This is a genomic window from Clostridium sp. AM34-9AC (assembly GCF_003480225.1).
Lineage (GTDB): Bacteria > Bacillota > Clostridia > Lachnospirales > Lachnospiraceae > Acetatifactor > Acetatifactor acetigignens.
Genome location: NZ_QUIU01000023.1, coordinates 19,962 through 36,432, shown reverse-complemented (window position 1 = coordinate 36,432; position 16,471 = coordinate 19,962). Strand labels below are relative to the sequence as shown.

Genomic DNA, 16,471 nt, shown 5'->3' with positions numbered 1-16,471 from the left:
TCCTTTCGCGTTTCTTTATGGGGCGGCGGTCAGATACGCACCCGCAAGCCGTTCAAGTCCTCGGCTCTGATACCCACAAGATACCAGTTATCGCCGTATTCAATCCGGGTAGGCTTCCACTTGCCCCGCACGAACACGTCAAAGCACTCTCCGCAATGCAGCCCGCCATAGTAGCTGTTTAAGTCAAAGCGAATGTCGTAGCGGTCGGTGCGCTCGTCAAATACCAATGCTCCTGTCATTTTCTGTGCCATAATAAAATCCTCCTTTTGTTGTTTTACAGGCTTTCGCCCTCGTTGTATGAATAATAGTCCGGGTCGCCGTACTGCGGCTTTTTCGGTGACAGTGCGCCGCTTGCCATGTCATGGGCGACAAGGGAAGTGTAGTAGTTGCCGATTGTGGACGGGGCATTGAAAAGGGCGGCTTTCAGATATTGCTTGATGTTGCGGATTTTCGTTGTGTTCTCCCGCATACAGTCAAGCACAAAGCGGATATGTTCGCCGTCCAGTTTCATAAACTTTGACTTCACAAGCTCTGCCGGGTAGTCGTCCCCCGCAATCCGTACCCGCTTTCTGGCGGTGCATACGGTTTCAAGCATGAGGTCTACAATCTCGTCCAGCCTGTCCCCGTCAAACTTCATGTCCTGTTTGAGAATGTGGTAGTCGATATTGTCCTTGATGATTTCCCGGTATATCTCTACTGCGCTCTGTGCTGCCGCTTCCGTTCCTTTCCGTTCCGGCGGCGTAGCCGCTTCACCGCAAGGAGAGGGGTTAGGGGAAAGGATAGGAATGGAATGGGTACTTGATAAATCTGTATTTGATTTTTCTTTTTTTGGTAAGTCAGTTCTTTGTATATCTTTATTTAATTGCGTTGGATTTTCCAACGTAGGTTTTTCCAATGTTGGTTTTTCCTGCGTTGGATTATCCAATGTTGGATTTTCCAATGTAGGTAAATCCGGCGTAGGCGGCTGCGGCTGCTCGAATATCACATAGTCCGCGCCCCGCAAGCGTCCTTTCTCGTCGCGCTCCCTTGACCGGACGATATACCCGGCACGTTCAAGCTCCTTAATGGCTTCGCGGATAGCGTCTATCTTCTCCCGGTTGATAAGGGATAAGCCTTTCAAGGTGTAGTCCCAATCTTCGGGGAGTGACAGCATTTGCGACAACAGCCCTTTTGCTTTTAGGGATAGCTCCTTGTTGCGTAGGTGGTGGTTGCTCATAACGGTGTAGCCCTTGTTTCGTTCCACCCGGAAAACTGCCATAGTAAATCACTCCTTTTGCTGTGGATTTTGTTACGCAGTAGAAGCGCGGTTTCGGGGGATAAGGTATAAATCCCTTGCCGCGCCATATACGCACCCGGAAAACCGCTTGTAGCAAGGCTTTTTCTGCCCCTACTGCGTAACAAAGGGCATGAAAAAAGCGGCGTTCCTGTTCTCCCGTATAGAGAGTAAGAAACGCCGCTTCTGCGTCGTATTCAGTTTTTAGTACAATACCCTGCTTGTCCGTCGCTCGAAAAACCTTGATTTTCCAGTGTTTTCAAAAGTATCGTTATCTAACGTCAGCTTTCAATCGTCCCGGCTTCCAGTCCATGATTGCCGAAATTGAAGCCGGGCATATTGCAACTGTCATTGTAAAGGACATGAGCCGCTTTGGACGGAACTATCTGGAAGTTGGATTTTACACGGAAATTCAGTTTCCATCAAAGGGTGTTCGGTTCATCGCTATCAACAATAATGTTGACAGTGCCAATCCCACGGACAATGACTTTACTCCGTTCCTGAACATCATGAACGAGTGGTACGCCAAGGATACCAGCAATAAAATCCGTGCCGTTTTCAAATCACGGATGCAGGATGGCAAACGGTGTAGCGGCAGTATTCCCTACGGTTATAAGCGGGTTCCCGGCGATAAGCAAACCCTTCATGTAGATGAGGAAGCAGCTTCCGTTGTCCGCAGGATCTTCGATATGGCAGCCAGCGGTGCCAGTCTTGCACAAATCGGCCAGACGCTTTCGGACGAAAAAGTGCTGATTCCGTCTGCATATGAAGAACGGTATCATCCTGAATCTGCTCGGCACCATTCGTACCACGACCCCTATCGGTGGAATACGACCACCTTGACCTATATTCTTGACCGGCAGGAATACCTCGGCCATACAGTGCTATGTAAAAGTATCCGTGAGAACTTCAAGTTGAAAAAGCGCCGTGCTGCAACCCCGGAAGAAAGGATCATATTCAAAAACACTCATGAGGCTATCATCGACCAAGAAACATGGGATCAAGCACAGCGTCTGCGCAAGAGGAATCCGAAAAAACTTCCGAGTGGAACATACTCGCACCGGTTAGCCGGAATGGTATTCTGCGCCGACTGTGGCTCCCGAATGAGCTTTTCCAGCCCCGAATCCAAACACCGGGATTCTGATGTAATGTATGATTCGGATTCTTCATGGCAGTGCAGCAAATACCGTAATATGTACGTTTCCTGCACATCCCATTTTATCAAGACCTCAACCATTGAAGCCGCTATTCTCAATGCAATCAAAGCGATGACAAAAGAAATTATTGAAAATGAGGATGAATTTGCCGAGCAGCTTCAAGCTGCATGGGAAAACCAAAACACACAGGTATCTTCCGAGAGTAAAAAAGAACTGCATTCAGTTCAAAAAAGAATAGACGAGTTGGACGCTTTGATTCGGAGCCTATATGAAAACAGCGTCTTAGGAAAAATCCCAGAACGACAGTATCAGCGGTTGATTACGCAATATGATGAGGAACAAGCTGTCTGCGAAGCTCGCATTGCCGAGTTGAAGAAAGAACTGGACGTCGTTGAAACAACGAAAGTTGATCTGAAACGCTTTATCAAACTGATTCGGAAATACAAGGACTGTGAAACGCTGACAGATGAAATGCTGTACAAACTGGTAGAAAAAGTGGTGATTCATTCCGCATCCGGCGGACGGACGATCTACCGTCAGCAGCAAATCGACATCTACTTCAATTTTATCGGTGATACGTTCCCTAGTCAAATTGAGATTAGTCGCGGCGACAAGAAAAATCTTACAGAACAGCAACTTGCCAAGCGTAAGAAATATCAGAAAACTGCCGGGGAAAACCGCAAAAAGAAACGTGCCGCTCTGCGTGAAGCTGCTAAAACTGATCCACAGGCGGCAGCAGAGTATGAAGTCCTCTTGCAGAAAGGCCGTGAACGATGCCGCAAGTATGCCCAAAATAAAAAGCTGGCTCAACAGGAGTCTGCTGATACAGTCCCCATTCAATTTGAACCATCTGAAGAAATGAAAGGAGAATCCGCATGAACGAACTGAAGAAATCTATCCATGACAATGCCAACGGTCTGGACTACACCCTTGTCAACGACCACTATCTGCCGAACCTGACCGCAGCAGCCCCGGCAGAGCAGCACCCCACCGGGCGGTGGGGCCGCTTACATAAGATGTATCTGAAGGAGCAGCACCCCATCCGGTACAATCAACTGCTCCTGTCCGGTGAACTGGACGGCTATCTTGCCAAGCTGGACAAGCAAGCCGAGGAACAGCTTGCATTGACTGTCCGGCAGATGCAGGAAGCTGAAGGCGTGACCGAAGCGCTGAAAGCCGCTGATCAACTGGAATGGGTGCGCCGGATGAACAGCATCCGCAACCGTGCCGAAGAGATCATCAAGACTGAGCTGATTTTTGTCTGATACAATATCGCATCTCTGACCGCCCTGCACAACGCACGGCGGTCTTTTTTGTTACATCGGGTCTGCACAGGGCAGGCCCTTTTTTAATACGGAGGAACAAGCCTATGAAACTGACGTTTGAAGAAAAGAAGCTGCTCTACACCTATGGCTGCGCCGATCTGGAACTGACCCGCAAGCGGCTGTGCGAGATCGCCGGGCTGACGGTTGACCCCGACCAGAACAAGCTGGTGCTTGACCTCTGCCGGAAGCTGGAGGACGAAACGCTGGCAGACTGGTACGACCAGATGTTCTACTTCATCCGTTTCGAGATGGAGTGTTATGCCAGGATGGAGAAGCTGGCGCAGGACATCGAGCGTGATGAGGATTGGGGGCCTGAGATGTTTGAGGAAAACGAAGATGACGAACTCTCTGACGATGTTTAAGCTGGAAACCATGATCTACGCCAGCGAGGACGGAACGAACAGCGTGTTCACGCTGAATTCTGCCTTGCAGAAGCAGCTTGACGCCCTTGCAACGCAGCACCCGGAGGTGTGCCAGCGGAAGGCAAGGGGCGAAGCTGGCGGGGTAACGTATCAGGTCAGGGGTGCCGCACTGGCTATCCAGCCCGTGCGGGGCATCGATCTGCTATGGTAAAATAATCTCCAATCGGCTACCGTATCCCTGCAAGTCATCATTGGTTTGTGTAAACACAAAGAAGCGGCGGCTCTGAAAATTGAGCCGCCGCTTCAAAATGGGCGTGCGGATATGTCTGCTATACGACGGCTTTTTTCTTTTGTCGTCGTCCGGTAGATCATTCCATATTTATGAAACTTGGTGCTTGGCAAATACACGGCGAGAGATACCTGCACCAACTCCCAAAAAGAGTAGTGCTGCCGGGATTGCCCATATCGCATACAGCATACCGTTACTCATTTGTTCCACCGACAGGAGCGAAATAGCCAGTACATGATAGATAGGAAGAAGTCCAACCAATCGGAACAACGGATTTGCTTCTGTGATCGGCAGCAAAACCGGGAACAGAAAAATTGCCATCGCTGCAACCAAAGCTACAATCTGATTTTTACTGATTGCAGATAGGAACAGTGTAATTCCAGTAACGCTAAGCGTACAGGTAAACGCCAACAGGATTTGATACTTGAGCAGCGTCCAACAAGTGATATTAAAAGGGATAAACGCTTCCACATAGTCACTGGGGGCAAATAGAATACTGCAATCCAACCCTTCTGTTCCATAAAAAACAAAAGCAAAAAGCAGGTTAAATGCTGCAACTAGTGTGGTAGTGAGAACGGCGGTGATGATACCTGCAACCACCTTTGCAGTAGCGCATTTGGTTTTGCCGTATTTGCTTGTCAGTATGATATTATCAACACCTTCATACTCGCTGGAGAAAATTGGAGCAAGCATGATAATAACCGCAAGAGCAAGCGCGACAAAAACCCGCACCATGTTTCGGCTGGTGGAAAGCCAACCATCCACATAGCCAATTTTGATTTCTTCATTGCCAAACACATCAGAAACACTTAATCCGTTCCAATTTCCCTCTTTATCAGAAAACCGTGAAAAGGCTGCCGATTGCATGGCGTTTTGATAAACATAGATTGCACTCAATCCATGTAAATCTGATGTCGGTGCAAAATCAGACATCATTTGATGCACTTTTTCGTCTGTCAGGATTCCTTCATATTTCGCTGCAATTTCCTTGTCGATTTCTACTGCTGTTTTGCCAGTACCTTCACCGATATTTGGGTCAAATGTATATTTGTTTTGAAAGGTGGAAAAGGATAGCAAGGCAGAGAACAGGATAATTCCAATTAGAGCGATGAGCGCCAAACGCTTTGAAAACACTTTCCGCAGTTCAAAAAGAATCAGTTTTTTCATTCTTCACAGCCCCCTTTGAAATAGAACAGGTACAGGTCTTCCAAAGTAGGCTGCACCCTTACCGCATTTTCCATAGGCGGACGATCTCCAATAATCCGTAAGATCGTCTGGTTTCCGCTGATGTTCCGCAGATTACTTGTATTGTAGGCAGCTGCGTATTTTTCCGCATAGGCAGTCGGAACCGTACATTCCCATACTTGACCGTCGATCTCAGAAGTAATCTCCTGCGGATTTCCAAAATGAATGATTTGCCCGGATTTCATCATAATGATTTCCTCTGCGATAAACTCCACATCGGAAACAATATGCGTAGACAGAATTACAATGCGGTCTTTGGAAAAGGCGCTGATCAAATTGCGGAAACGGACGCGCTCTTTCGGGTCAAGCCCTGCCGTTGGCTCGTCTAAAATCAAAATGCGGGGATCATTGAGCATGGCTTGTGCAATCCCTAAACGCTGTTTCATGCCTCCGGAAAAGGTTTTGATTTTGTGCTTACTTTCCCTCGATAAGTCTACTGCTTCCAGTAACTCTTTTGACTTCTTATGTGCCGCCTTTTCGTCCAAGCCTTTTAGAGCAGAAACGTAGCGCAGAAAGTCATACGCTGAAAAATCGGGGTAATATCCGAAGTGCTGCGGCAAGTAGCCTAAAAGATTGCGATAGCGTTCACCCAGCCCCACAATGTTTTTCTCGTTAAGCAGAATTCTCCCGGAAGTAGGATTTTGGATATTGCAGAGCAGACGCATAAGCGTTGTTTTTCCTGCGCCATTTGCACCCAGTAATCCGTAGACACCATTTGTTAATGTAATATTCAAATTGTCCACGGCGGTTTTGGAGCCGAACTTTTTTGTCAGCCCAATCGTTTTTAATTCCATAAAAAGCCCCTTTCTCCATAGGGAGCAAAAAAATACTCCCCATGTATTTTCATGGAGAGTATAGAGGGAAAATATCTACTTTTTATCTACAAGGCAGGAGATTTGAAATAGGCGGATACATTTGCTCCGGTTGCAGTATTTTCAATCTTCAAATAGCCGTTGTGGTGTTCACAAAGCAGCTTGCAAATATATAGTCCAAGTCCAAAATGCTCAGAATGGTTGTTTTCCTCTGTGTAATATGGGCTGGTAGCTTTTTGCAGGCTGCTTTTGTCAAAACCCTTCCCATCGTCTGTTACGGAAAGCAACAAGCCGTTGTCGTGCAAGACGAAAGATATTGTTACCGTAGTCCGGGCATATCGAACTGCGTTGGCAATCAGGTTATTGCTGACCTGTGAAACAAATGCGCTGTCAAGGGGCAACTGTGAATTGGGTATATGATTTTGTAAAATCAACTCTTTTGCATTTTTCGCACAAACGATTTTTGCGCTATCATACAAAGAAGATACCAATGGTTGCAAGCCAATCAACTTGTACTCTGGCTGCGTATCTTCCATACGCCTAAGATTGCTCATACTGCTTACATAGTTTTCCATACGAGAAATATGCTTTCCCATTGTGGCGGCGGTTTCCCTCGTTTGGGAATTGTCGCTGGCTTGCAGCATTTCGTTATAGCCTTTTAGTACCGTCAGAGGGGTACGCAAATCGTGAGCAAAAGCGGCGTTAAGTGCTTTTCGTTCTTCAACTTGTCGCCACATTTTAGAGAAATTGTCCGCAAGGGTTGTCCGCATGATTTCAAAGGACGCGCAAAGCTGTCCCAATTCATCGTTGTTATCATAGTCGATTGAAAAATCCAAGTCATTGTTCGCTATTTTTTCAGAAGCAGTCCGCAGTTCCGCAAGCGGCTTTTTCAGCCTGTTTCTGTAAAATAGCAGCGCAGCAGCGATAATACAGAATGCAGAATAGATAGGAGTTGCAACAACGGGAAGTTTCTCCAGTAGCGCAATGGTACGCTCGTCCTCTTTAGACATCGGGACGGGCACTGTCCCGATGTAAGCGCCGTCGCCCAACTGTTCCCCCTGCTCATTCGTCAAATAATATTTTTCGCCGGTCGGAGGATAAGATGCTCTGATACCCTCGGCAGCACCATCACAGATTGAAAAAGTCGTTACGGATAGAAAGACTGCGAGTACAACAAAGGCGATTACATAGAGAACAAGGCTTTTTCGGAGAGATAAATAGTGCTTGCGGCAATTTACTTGACCCATTTGTATCCACACCCCCAAACCGTTTCAACATATATATGGTCGGTATATGCAGCAATTTTAGTTCGTATCCTGCGGATATGCTCTGCCACAACGCTGCTGTCCCCCTCACTGTCATAGCCCCAAATGTGTTCATAAATCCTCTCTTTATCAAAGACTTGGCCCGGATTTTGAGAAAGCAACTCCACAATATCAAATTCCCTTTTTGCAAGACCGACACTCTTATCGCCAAAGAACAAGCAACGTTCTGAATAGTCAATCGTCAAATCACCGGAAAACTTGACTTGTGTTTCAAAATTGTGCCGTGCTTCCCGGCGCAGATGAGCGTGTACCCGCGCTTCAAGCTCTACGAGGGAAAAGGGCTTTACAATATAATCATCACCGCCAACAGCAAAGCCTTTTACCTTATCTGTATCTTCGATTCTGGCAGTCAGAAAAAGGATCGGGCAGGATATGTGATCACGGATACGCTTGCAAACTTCTAACCCGTCTGTTCCGGGCATATTGATGTCAAGCAAAATAATATCCGGTTGTTTTTCCGCTTGCTTTAGTGCTTCTGCGCCATTGAAAGCGGGCAGGACACGAAGGCCCTTGCTTTCAAAAAAGTTACCGAGCATAGAAACAATATCGCTTTCATCATCAGCAATCAGTATCTTTGCATTCATTATGCCCACCTCCTAACAGCAAATATAGCAATCATTTTTCAATTATTTATCTATTCTCCTAGACGTATTATATTCGTTATCTCAAAGAATACAAGGCGGTAAATATGAATTATAAAATGTTTGTAAACGAATAAAAGTTTTTGAAAAAGGAGCGTGATGCCATGACCCAACCCAAAACCGCCCTTGCCTATCTCCGCAACGAAAAAGCCAAAGCAGAGCAGAAGCTGCGCTCTTGCCAGCACCGGGAGAAAATCCTTGAACGCAGGATGTCGGAGCTAAACCGGAGAGAGCGTGTACATCGTCTCTGCACCCGTGCCGGAATGCTGGAAAGCTTTCTGGTCTGTCCGGGAGAGCTGACCGACGATCAGGTGATGGAACTTTTGAAAATCTCGTTCCGTCAACCGGAAGTTGTGCTGGCACTTGCAAAGATGGTGCATGATGTTCACGAACGCAGCAACGTCCAAAACCCTTTAGAATAAAGGGCGCAATTATACACCGTTCCGGTGAAATTGCGGTCTTGCAGACGGCTCGATGAAATCGAAGCTGGCGTTTGTGCGCCAGCCCGATTCCATCCCAAGGAAAACTGCATTTTCCTTGCGCTGCTTTGCAGCTATCCTTTTGCAGAAGAACACGATATAAAGTACAAAAGCCGACCGGGAAAATCCTAGTCGGCTTTTGAATTTTTAGGGATAAAGTTCAATCAAAAGAGCATCAAATTCTTTGCAGTAACATCTTACGGTCATCCTCAGAAATCCCCATGGCATCCATAGCCTGTTCTGGGCTGAGATTCATGTTTTTCATCAGATTCTTTACAGACACCAAAAGAGTTTTGATGTTCTGCTCAGCTGCGGTTTCATCCCGCATTTTTTCCATAGCTCTGCACATAGTTGCCACTCCCTTCTCGTTTTCTTTGAAGTACCATACTCGATTGGCCAAAATGGGATAGTACATTTTGCTGGAATCGGTACAGAAAAAGTCATGCATCAATTTACCAAGCGCCGTTTCATCCTTGATCTGCGAGTTGACATAGATGATATGAGCCTGATCATTAAAGATCATACCAGTTTCCTGAACAGTTCGGTCAATATGATAAATCGGAAGCCCGGCCCTCAAAATATCGTTTTCTGTGATAAAGATGACATAAGTTTCATTCAACGCATCGTATTCCTCACCGGAATCTGTCAGGTTTGCATCAAGCAAGCTGCTATTGTAGCGAGCACGTTTTTCACTTGCGCCCCGGTCACTGCGCTGGACTTCAATATTATATGCACGGTTGTTTCGGTCTACCGCCAGAATGTCCAGCCGAACCGAACGTCCCTGCAAATTTTTAATGCTGTATTGTCCATGAACCTCTCGCACAACCAAATCGTCCCGCTTCAGGATGATTCGGAGCAAGAACTCTGCGCAGTCGTGGTCTTCAAACACCGCAGCCATAAAATCATCATCAATCAAACGAAACTCTCGAATCCGCTGCAAATCTTCCTTGTGCTTCTGCTCAAAGTCCAGTTCTTGTTCTGATTTCCTTTCTGACATCGGCTCACCAGCTTTCTGTTTACTTATCCAAGATAATAGTATCATAAATCCACATTTTTTACAAGGGAACGTTTCAAATGCTCACAAGGAGGTGATTCCTATTCCGTGTCCGCATTTCAAAATCTCCATCGTAAAACGCAGCCAAGGGCAGTCCGTTGTTGCCGGTGCAGCCTACCAAAGCGGCGAACGGCTGTTCAGCGAGTACGACCAGAAAACGAAATTCTACAACAAGAAGAAAGAACTCGTCCATGCCGAAATCATGCTGCCGCCCCATGCGCCGTCCGGATATGCAGACCGGGCAACGTTCTGGAACGCAGTAGAATCCGTTGAAAATCAATGGAACTCGCAGCTTGCCCGGCGCATCGTGCTGGCGTTTCCGGTGGAGGTGCCGAAGGAACAGTATCTTCCCATGCTCAAAGAATTTTGCAACGAGCAGTTTGTTTCCAAAGGTATGATAGCCGACTTCGCCATCCACGACAAGGGCGATGGCAACCCACACGCCCACATTCTGCTGACCATCCGGGCAATGGATGAACACGGCAAGTGGCTCCCGAAAGCCCGAAAAGTATACGACCTTGACGAGAACGGCGAACGCATCCGGCTTCCATCCGGGAACTGGAAGTGTCACAAGGAAAACACGGTGGACTGGAACGACCAGAAGTACGCCGAGGTCTGGCGGCATGGCTGGGAAACCATCACCAACCGCTATCTGGAAGCCGCTGGCAGACCGGAACGTGTTGATCTCCGCTCATTCGAGCGTCAGGGCGTGCAGCAGATTCCGACCGTGCATCTCGGCCCCGCTGCTCACCAGATGGAAAAACGTGGGATAGAAACCTTTCTCGGCAACCTGAACCGGGACATTCGTGCCGCCAACAGCTTGATGCAGTCCATCCGCAGCACCATCCGGGGACTGCAACGCTGGATCGCAGACCTGACCGAAAAGAAGCAGCTTCTTCTGGACGCTCTGGAAAAGGCGAAAGAACCCACGCTGTCCGACCTGCTGGTGGACTACTTCAACCTCCGCAACGAACAGCGCAGTGATTGGTCTGGCAAGGCAAAACTGAAATGCACTGTCCGGGATTTTGAGGAGATTCGGCAGGCGGTGGACTACCTGAAGGCCCATTCTCTGAACACCATCGAGGATTTGAACGCCGCAATCAAAGACCTGAGCCAGACCGCCGCCCCTCTCCGCAGACAGTTGAAGCAGAACGAGAGCCAGATGCGAGCAATCGCCCAGATCAAGGATGCTGCTGCCATCCATGCCAAGCTGAAGCCCATCCACGACATCTTTATAAAGAAGAACTTCAAGCTGACAAAGGACGCTTATGCTGCCCAGCACAAGGACGAGCTGGACGCATTCAACAAAGCTGTCCGTACCCTGATGAAACTGAACGGCAGCACAGCGGTAGATTTTTCGGCATTGGATGCCGAATTTTCTGCGCTGCAATCCGGCAGCGCAGAGCTGCGCAGCCAACTGGAAACCTTGCAGCCGGACATCTCTGCTCTGAAAAATATCCGCAAGTATATCGACCTTGTGCTGAATAAGCAACAGCTTTCCGCACCGGGCGGCAAGACCCCGGAAAAGGAATCGGTACTGAAAAAGCTGAATGATAGCAAGGTGGCTCTTGAAGAGAAAAAATCACAGCCCTATCAAAAGACAACGGAACACACATTGTAAAAGGAGAAGCACAAATGAGCAAAACTGTCACTTTGACCGAACATCGCCCTGCGGATGGAATGTTGACCATGCGAGTCAAAAACACAACTTACAACGTCAACATCTTTTTCAATCCGAACGCGAAGAGCACATTGGATACTCAAATGCGAAAAATCATTCAAAAAGAAGCGAAAGCTGGTAACTTTTGAATTTACAGCAGCATCTTGATTTTTTATCTTGACAAAAGGCAGCCCAAGGGAGGTCTGGTCAATGAAGTGGGAAATGCCCTTTATAAGAACGGGTACCGGATGAAGGTATTTAATACCATCAACTTTTCAAAATCAATGCACTATAATCCTTTTGCCTATCTCCATTCTGAGAAGGATATTCTGAAACTGGTGACAACGCTGATCGCCAATACAAAAGGGGAGAGCAAAGGCGGGGATGATTTCTGGCTCAAAGCGGAGACGCTGCTTTATACTGCGTTGATTGGATATATTCATTATGAGGCACCGGAAGAGGAACAGAATTTTTCAACACTGCTTGAAATGATCAATGCAATGGAAGTCCGTGAGGATGATGAGGAATTCAAGAATCCGGTGGATATGATGTTTGATGAACTGGCAGAACAGAATCCGGATCACTTTGCTGTAAGACAGTATGCCAAGTACAAGCTGGCAGCAGGTGTTGTATGCTCTAAGAGACTTCTTAATCAAGCAAGTGGGAAGTCTCTTAGAACACACAACCTAAAACCGAAGAAAGGAGCGCAAGTTATGAGAAAAAATGAGAAAATCACAGCTCTGTACGAACGACTGAGCCGTGATGACTTTGGCAAAGATGATGACCAACAGCGTGAGAGCAATTCCATATCCAATCAAAAGGCAATGTTGGAGGAGTTCGCCGCACGGCAGGGCTTTACAAACATTGTCCATTTCACGGACGATGGCATTAGTGGTACTTGCTTTGACCGTCCCGGATTTTTAGCAATGATGAAAGAAGTGGAAGCCGGGAATGTGGAGTACCTGTGTATCAAGGACATGAGCCGCATGGGTCGTGACTATCTGAAAGTCGGTCAGATTATGGAAATCCTGCGTCAGCGTGGCGTTCGCCTTATCGCCATCAATGACGGCGTGGACAGCGCCAGAGGGGACGATGATTTTACCCCTTTCCGCAACATTATGAACGAGTATTACGCCAGAGACACCAGCCGTAAAATCCGTTCCACTTTCCAGTCCAAAGGCAAGTCCGGCAAGCACCTCACAGGCACAGTCATTTACGGCTATCTCTGGAACGAAGCCAGAGACCAATGGTTGGTTGACCCCGAAGCCGCAGAGGTGGTCAAGCGTATCTTTGCCATGACGATTGAGGGCTACGGTCCGTATCAGATCGCCAGCAAGCTGAAAGAAGAAAAAATCCTCATTCCGTCCGCTTACCTTGCCCGGCACGGCGAGGGTGTGAATAAAAACAAGACTTTCAAAGATGTGTACGGCTGGGGTTCTTCCACCATCTGCAACATTCTTGAAAAGCGTGAATATCTGGGACACACCATCAACTTCAAGACCCGAAAGCACTTCAAGGACAAGAAAAGCCATTATGTCCCGGAGGACGAATGGACGATTTTCGAGAATACCCATGAAGCTATCATTGACCAGCAGACCTTTGACCTTGTGCAGAAAATCCGTGGGAATGTCAGACGCTACCCGGACGGCTGGGGCGAAGCAGCTCCCCTCACGGGCTTGCTCTATTGCGCCGATTGCGGCGGCAAGATGTATGTCCACCGCACCAACAACGGCAAGCGTATTTCTCAATATACCTGTTCCCAATACAGCAAAGTCCCAGTTGGAAAGCTCTGCACGACACAGCACCGTATCAATGAAGATGTGGTTCTGTCCCTTGTTTCCGAAATGCTCAAAGCTATTGCCGAGTATGCCAAGCATGACCGAGCCGAGTTTGTCCGTGTGGTACAGGAAGCGCAGTCCAGCCAGCAGACAGCAGAGGTTAAGAAACAGCGGTCACGCCTTGCTGCCGCCAAGCAGAGAGTTTCCGAGCTGGAAGTCCTGCTCTGTAAAATCTATGAGGACAACATTTTAGGAAAGCTGTCCGACAGCAGATACGCCACTCTGGACGCTCAATACGAAAAGGAACAGTCCGAGCTTACCGCTGAAATCTCTGTTCTGGAAAAGGCTGTCAAGAGCTATGAGAAGCACGAAAAGGACGCTGATCGTTTTATCGCTCTGATTGACAAGTATGAGAACTTCGACAAGCTGACCATTGCTATGCTCAACGAGTTTATCGAGAAAATCCTTGTGCATGAGCGTGACCGTAAAGGCAGTATACAGACCACACAGGAGGTCGAGATTTACTTCAATTTTGTTGGGCGATTCGTTCCACCGGCGTTTGGCGAAGTGGAGCTTACCCCGGAGGAATTAGAGGAAATCCGCAAGCGTGAGGAACGCAAGGACAGGCTTCATCAGAACTACTTGAAGCGGAAAGCCAGCGGAGCGCAGAAGCGATACGAGGACAAAATCAAGAAGCGGAAAAAGGCGGAAATCGAAGCCAAGAAAGCCGCCATTCGTGCGGAGGACATTGCAAAGGGCGTGTTCGTCCCTGTCAGCAGTTTACCGCAGAGAGAGCCGATGAAAGGAGTACAAACAGCATGAATATCACTTACACACAGAACGGCGATTATCTTATCCCAAACATCATTATCCGCAAGACCAAGCCCATCGGTCACTATGGCAGACTTCGCAAAGCGTATTTGGAAATGCACCGCCCGATACTGTTCAATGAGCTGGTGCTATCCGACAAGCTCTTTGAGCATTGCGCCGAGATTGATGAAGCGGCACGAAACCGCACGGAGCTGATCGTGCGGTCACTGGCAGAGCAAAACGGTGTGACTGAGCAACTGAAAGCCGATAATCAAATGGAATGGGTGCGGCAGATGAACGCTTGCAAGGCACAGGCAGAGGAGATTGTGAAAGCAGAATTGATTTATGATTGAGTGAGGAAGTCCGGGCAGAAAACTGTTCGGACTTTTCTCATATATTCCAAAGTTGCGATAGAATTGTTCACGAGTTTTATGGTATAATTTGAATGCGAAAAATCGTAGAATTGGAAGTTGGTAGGAGGTTGCTTTATGAGCCTTGATAGGAAAATAAATCGCATTCAATTTCTCTCAGGAAATTCGCTAAAGGTTATTGCTGTACTGACAATGCTTATTGACCATCTATGTAAAATTGTGCTGCAATGGCTGCTATCAAACTACTGGGGGGCTATGGCAGATAACGGGCAAATGTCGTGGGAGAGATTCCGAGAGATAGATTATTTCATACGGTTTGATTTGCAAAGCATTGGGACGATTGCTTTTCCGCTATTCTGTTTTTTGCTGGCAGAAGGATTCCAACACACAAGAAGTAAAAAACGCTATATTGGGTTGATGCTTGCATTTGCCCTTATTTCGGAAGTTCCATTTGACATAGGTTTCTTTAGTGCGTATTCACGAATGGAAGATACATTTCCGTTTTACTTGAAGTATCAAAATGTATTTTTCACCTTGTTTTTAGGCTTATTGACATTGGTATGCCTTGAAAGATTTTCGTGTAAATCAGACCTACCGGTGGATAGAATAAAATCAGCAGTCCTGCAAGTTCTCAGTGTAGTGCTTTTTTCCGGCATTGCGGAAGAAATCCATTGTGACTACGGTATGCAGGGGATCTTATTCATATCAGCATTTTATATTTGCCGTAATCACCGAATCTATCAAGTGTTGCTGTTCCTTTTGGCTTACATGGGGACAACGGGGAATCAACCGCCTTTATGTACGCTTCTTGCCTGCTTGCTTATTCTGCTATACAACGGAAAGCGTGGTAAACTGAAGCTAAAATACTTCTTCTATGTTTTTTATCCAGCACATATCCTTGTCCTATATTTGATTCAGATAGGACTCGGAAAATACTTACTGAAATGACTAATTGCAGTTTGTCGAGAAATTAAGCCGGAGCAAACCCCTTTAGGAACTAAAGGGCGCACTTCTATACTCTCTGTCGAGAGTAGTGCGTCCTGCGGAGCTTCATTCTCCGTCAGCAGAAGAAAACTGCATGACCGAGAATGTTGCGTCACTTCGTTCCGTCAAGGTGGCTACACCCCCTTGCGCCGCTAAAGCGGCTATCCCCTGTGGACTTGCCGTCCGCAAACGGTTTTGACAAACCGTTCGCCGCCAGCAAGTTTGAAAATCAAGAATCTTAATTTGATAAAGGAGTGTGATTCTATGAAAAAGAAATTACCCATAATCCTCTTGGGTGTTATTTTGGCTTGTGTGTTGGTTTTCGGTTTCCTTTATGCAAACAATGACATTGGTAAAACCGCAAACAGTTTAGAAGCAGACATTCGCCAATCTCAAAAAATTTTGGATGATTGGATTGTTGATGGAAGCATTTCCGACACAATGGCTGCATTTATTTCTTACCCACAGGACAAGACAGACCACACTTTTTCTGTCTATGTAAATCGCCCTGGCTTGTCTTTTGGATATTTCTTCCGTGGTGGTGGAGATATAGTTGAGGTTGATGATTACATTGCAGAGTTTGTTGTTGAGGGAAATAACGAAAGGGCATTTATCTCAATGAATACCCAAAATATTGTTCGACTTGAAGTAGATGATGGCAACGGCATTCAGGTGATTGATATTGATAGTGGCAAGCCTTTCGCCATTGTCCTGCCCCTCAATGTAGGAAACATCTGTTTCTATGATACGAATGGAAATGTTGTGGAATATCTTCGCCAACAACTTTGACCAACTTCAATTTACCGAACTGAACACAACAACTGAATACCGAAAAACTGACCGTTGACTGGTCGCAATCTGCGAAAAGTTGACGGTCTTTTTTTATCCCAAAAATCAAAAAAGGAG

18 protein-coding genes and 1 pseudogene are annotated in these 16,471 nt (G+C 47.0%); 12 read left to right on the top strand and 7 right to left on the bottom strand.

What is annotated here, in order from left to right; genetic code table 11:
• Positions 1-29: 29 nt before the first annotated feature.
• Together DW835_RS13345 and DW835_RS13340 are read right to left on the bottom strand one after the other, a co-directional pair.
• The gene (locus tag DW835_RS13345) at positions 30-251 is read right to left on the bottom strand and encodes a DUF5348 domain-containing protein (protein WP_002569164.1); all 222 of its coding nucleotides are present in this window, start codon (positions 249-251) and stop codon (positions 30-32) included.
• Between the two features lie 23 nt (positions 252-274).
• Complete coding sequence (locus tag DW835_RS13340) at positions 275-1,258, bottom strand: DUF6017 domain-containing protein (RefSeq protein ID WP_118399233.1); 984 nt, start codon at positions 1,256-1,258, stop codon at positions 275-277.
• A 236-nt stretch (positions 1,259-1,494) separates the two neighbouring features.
• Here DW835_RS13340 and DW835_RS13335 point away from each other — a divergent pair, with 236 nt between their 5' ends.
• The 4 genes from DW835_RS13335 to DW835_RS13320 all read left to right on the top strand — a co-directional run bounded on the left by DW835_RS13335 (position 1,495) and on the right by DW835_RS13320 (position 4,328).
• Positions 1,495-3,309 carry a recombinase family protein gene (locus tag DW835_RS13335; RefSeq protein ID WP_347559380.1) on the top strand — a complete coding sequence of 605 codons (1,815 nt, stop codon included), beginning with the start codon at positions 1,495-1,497 and terminating at the stop codon, positions 3,307-3,309.
• Entirely contained in the window at positions 3,306-3,695 is a 390-nt protein-coding gene (locus tag DW835_RS13330; RefSeq protein WP_118668405.1) for a TnpV protein, read from the top strand. The genes DW835_RS13335 and DW835_RS13330 overlap by 4 nt, the downstream gene beginning before the upstream one ends.
• Positions 3,696-3,799: 104 nt before the next feature.
• A complete protein-coding gene (locus DW835_RS13325; RefSeq protein WP_118668406.1) occupies positions 3,800-4,117 on the top strand; it encodes a hypothetical protein in 318 nt (105 codons plus the stop codon).
• A complete protein-coding gene (locus DW835_RS13320) occupies positions 4,110-4,328 on the top strand; it encodes a hypothetical protein (RefSeq protein ID WP_118668407.1) in 219 nt (72 codons plus the stop codon). Before DW835_RS13325 ends, DW835_RS13320 begins: the two co-directional genes overlap by 8 nt.
• Positions 4,329-4,496: 168 nt before the next feature.
• Here DW835_RS13320 and DW835_RS13315 read toward each other — a convergent pair whose 3' ends face one another.
• The 4 genes from DW835_RS13315 to DW835_RS13300 all read right to left on the bottom strand — a co-directional run bounded on the left by DW835_RS13315 (position 4,497) and on the right by DW835_RS13300 (position 8,372).
• The gene (locus DW835_RS13315) at positions 4,497-5,573 is read right to left on the bottom strand and encodes an ABC transporter permease (protein WP_118668408.1); all 1,077 of its coding nucleotides are present in this window, start codon (positions 5,571-5,573) and stop codon (positions 4,497-4,499) included.
• Positions 5,570-6,445: an ABC transporter ATP-binding protein gene (locus DW835_RS13310; RefSeq protein WP_118668409.1), complete on the bottom strand. Its 876-nt coding sequence runs from the start codon at positions 6,443-6,445 to the stop codon at positions 5,570-5,572. Before DW835_RS13310 ends, DW835_RS13315 begins: the two co-directional genes overlap by 4 nt.
• Before the next feature lie 86 nt (positions 6,446-6,531).
• Complete coding sequence (locus DW835_RS13305; RefSeq protein ID WP_118668410.1) at positions 6,532-7,710, bottom strand: HAMP domain-containing sensor histidine kinase; 1,179 nt, start codon at positions 7,708-7,710, stop codon at positions 6,532-6,534.
• The gene (locus tag DW835_RS13300) at positions 7,698-8,372 is read right to left on the bottom strand and encodes a response regulator transcription factor (protein WP_118668411.1); all 675 of its coding nucleotides are present in this window, start codon (positions 8,370-8,372) and stop codon (positions 7,698-7,700) included. The genes DW835_RS13305 and DW835_RS13300 overlap by 13 nt, the downstream gene beginning before the upstream one ends.
• A 161-nt stretch (positions 8,373-8,533) precedes the next feature.
• On the opposite strand from DW835_RS13300, the gene DW835_RS13295 reads away from it, so the two are divergent.
• Positions 8,534-8,851, top strand: coding sequence for a DUF3847 domain-containing protein (locus tag DW835_RS13295; protein WP_118668412.1), 318 nt, complete (start codon positions 8,534-8,536; stop codon positions 8,849-8,851).
• A gap of 232 nt (positions 8,852-9,083) precedes the next feature.
• Here the strand turns inward: DW835_RS13295 and DW835_RS13290 are convergent, their stop codons facing one another.
• Positions 9,084-9,905 (bottom strand): PD-(D/E)XK nuclease family transposase, encoded by an 822-nt coding sequence (locus DW835_RS13290; RefSeq protein WP_243037182.1) that lies wholly within the window; start codon positions 9,903-9,905, stop codon positions 9,084-9,086.
• A 91-nt stretch (positions 9,906-9,996) separates the two neighbouring features.
• On the opposite strand from DW835_RS13290, the gene mobQ reads away from it, so the two are divergent.
• From mobQ to DW835_RS13265, 7 genes and pseudogenes are all read left to right on the top strand, one after another.
• On the top strand, positions 9,997-11,583 hold the full coding sequence (gene mobQ / locus DW835_RS13285; protein WP_243037181.1) for a MobQ family relaxase: 1,587 nt from the start codon (positions 9,997-9,999) through the stop codon (positions 11,581-11,583).
• 14 nt (positions 11,584-11,597) lie between these two features.
• The gene (locus tag DW835_RS18065) at positions 11,598-11,771 is read left to right on the top strand and encodes a hypothetical protein (protein WP_158581886.1); all 174 of its coding nucleotides are present in this window, start codon (positions 11,598-11,600) and stop codon (positions 11,769-11,771) included.
• 15 nt (positions 11,772-11,786) lie between these two features.
• A pseudogene (locus DW835_RS18725) lies at positions 11,787-12,194 on the top strand (type IV secretory system conjugative DNA transfer family protein); the annotation flags it as partial.
• Between the two features lie 141 nt (positions 12,195-12,335).
• Positions 12,336-14,222, top strand: a complete 1,887-nt coding sequence (locus DW835_RS13280) for a recombinase family protein (protein WP_347559381.1) — start codon at positions 12,336-12,338, stop codon at positions 14,220-14,222.
• Positions 14,219-14,563, top strand: coding sequence for a TnpV protein (locus DW835_RS13275; RefSeq protein WP_118731285.1), 345 nt, complete (start codon positions 14,219-14,221; stop codon positions 14,561-14,563). Before DW835_RS13280 ends, DW835_RS13275 begins: the two co-directional genes overlap by 4 nt.
• A gap of 135 nt (positions 14,564-14,698) precedes the next feature.
• On the top strand, positions 14,699-15,529 hold the full coding sequence (locus tag DW835_RS13270) for a TraX family protein (protein ID WP_118731284.1): 831 nt from the start codon (positions 14,699-14,701) through the stop codon (positions 15,527-15,529).
• A 300-nt stretch (positions 15,530-15,829) separates the two neighbouring features.
• Positions 15,830-16,354 carry a hypothetical protein gene (locus DW835_RS13265; RefSeq protein ID WP_015516227.1) on the top strand — a complete coding sequence of 175 codons (525 nt, stop codon included), beginning with the start codon at positions 15,830-15,832 and terminating at the stop codon, positions 16,352-16,354.
• Positions 16,355-16,471: the final 117 nt, after the last annotated feature.

What these genes read in the sequence shown, in the direction of transcription:
- DW835_RS13345 (WP_002569164.1), bottom strand. Translation starts at nt 251, where the DNA reads ATGGCACAGAAAATGACAGGAGCATTGGTATTTGACGAGCGCACCGAC.
- DW835_RS13340 (WP_118399233.1), bottom strand. Translation starts at nt 1,258, where the DNA reads ATGGCAGTTTTCCGGGTGGAACGAAACAAGGGCTACACCGTTATGAGC.
- DW835_RS13330 (WP_118668405.1), top strand. Translation starts at nt 3,306, where the DNA reads ATGAACGAACTGAAGAAATCTATCCATGACAATGCCAACGGTCTGGAC.
- DW835_RS13325 (WP_118668406.1), top strand. Translation starts at nt 3,800, where the DNA reads ATGAAACTGACGTTTGAAGAAAAGAAGCTGCTCTACACCTATGGCTGC.
- DW835_RS13320 (WP_118668407.1), top strand. Translation starts at nt 4,110, where the DNA reads ATGTTTAAGCTGGAAACCATGATCTACGCCAGCGAGGACGGAACGAAC.
- DW835_RS13315 (WP_118668408.1), bottom strand. Translation starts at nt 5,573, where the DNA reads ATGAAAAAACTGATTCTTTTTGAACTGCGGAAAGTGTTTTCAAAGCGT.
- DW835_RS13310 (WP_118668409.1), bottom strand. Translation starts at nt 6,445, where the DNA reads ATGGAATTAAAAACGATTGGGCTGACAAAAAAGTTCGGCTCCAAAACC.
- DW835_RS13305 (WP_118668410.1), bottom strand. Translation starts at nt 7,710, where the DNA reads ATGGGTCAAGTAAATTGCCGCAAGCACTATTTATCTCTCCGAAAAAGC.
- DW835_RS13300 (WP_118668411.1), bottom strand. Translation starts at nt 8,372, where the DNA reads ATGAATGCAAAGATACTGATTGCTGATGATGAAAGCGATATTGTTTCT.
- DW835_RS13295 (WP_118668412.1), top strand. Translation starts at nt 8,534, where the DNA reads ATGACCCAACCCAAAACCGCCCTTGCCTATCTCCGCAACGAAAAAGCC.
- DW835_RS13290 (WP_243037182.1), bottom strand. Translation starts at nt 9,905, where the DNA reads ATGTCAGAAAGGAAATCAGAACAAGAACTGGACTTTGAGCAGAAGCAC.
- DW835_RS18065 (WP_158581886.1), top strand. Translation starts at nt 11,598, where the DNA reads ATGAGCAAAACTGTCACTTTGACCGAACATCGCCCTGCGGATGGAATG.
- DW835_RS13280 (WP_347559381.1), top strand. Translation starts at nt 12,336, where the DNA reads ATGAGAAAAAATGAGAAAATCACAGCTCTGTACGAACGACTGAGCCGT.
- DW835_RS13275 (WP_118731285.1), top strand. Translation starts at nt 14,219, where the DNA reads ATGAATATCACTTACACACAGAACGGCGATTATCTTATCCCAAACATC.
- DW835_RS13270 (WP_118731284.1), top strand. Translation starts at nt 14,699, where the DNA reads ATGAGCCTTGATAGGAAAATAAATCGCATTCAATTTCTCTCAGGAAAT.
- DW835_RS13265 (WP_015516227.1), top strand. Translation starts at nt 15,830, where the DNA reads ATGAAAAAGAAATTACCCATAATCCTCTTGGGTGTTATTTTGGCTTGT.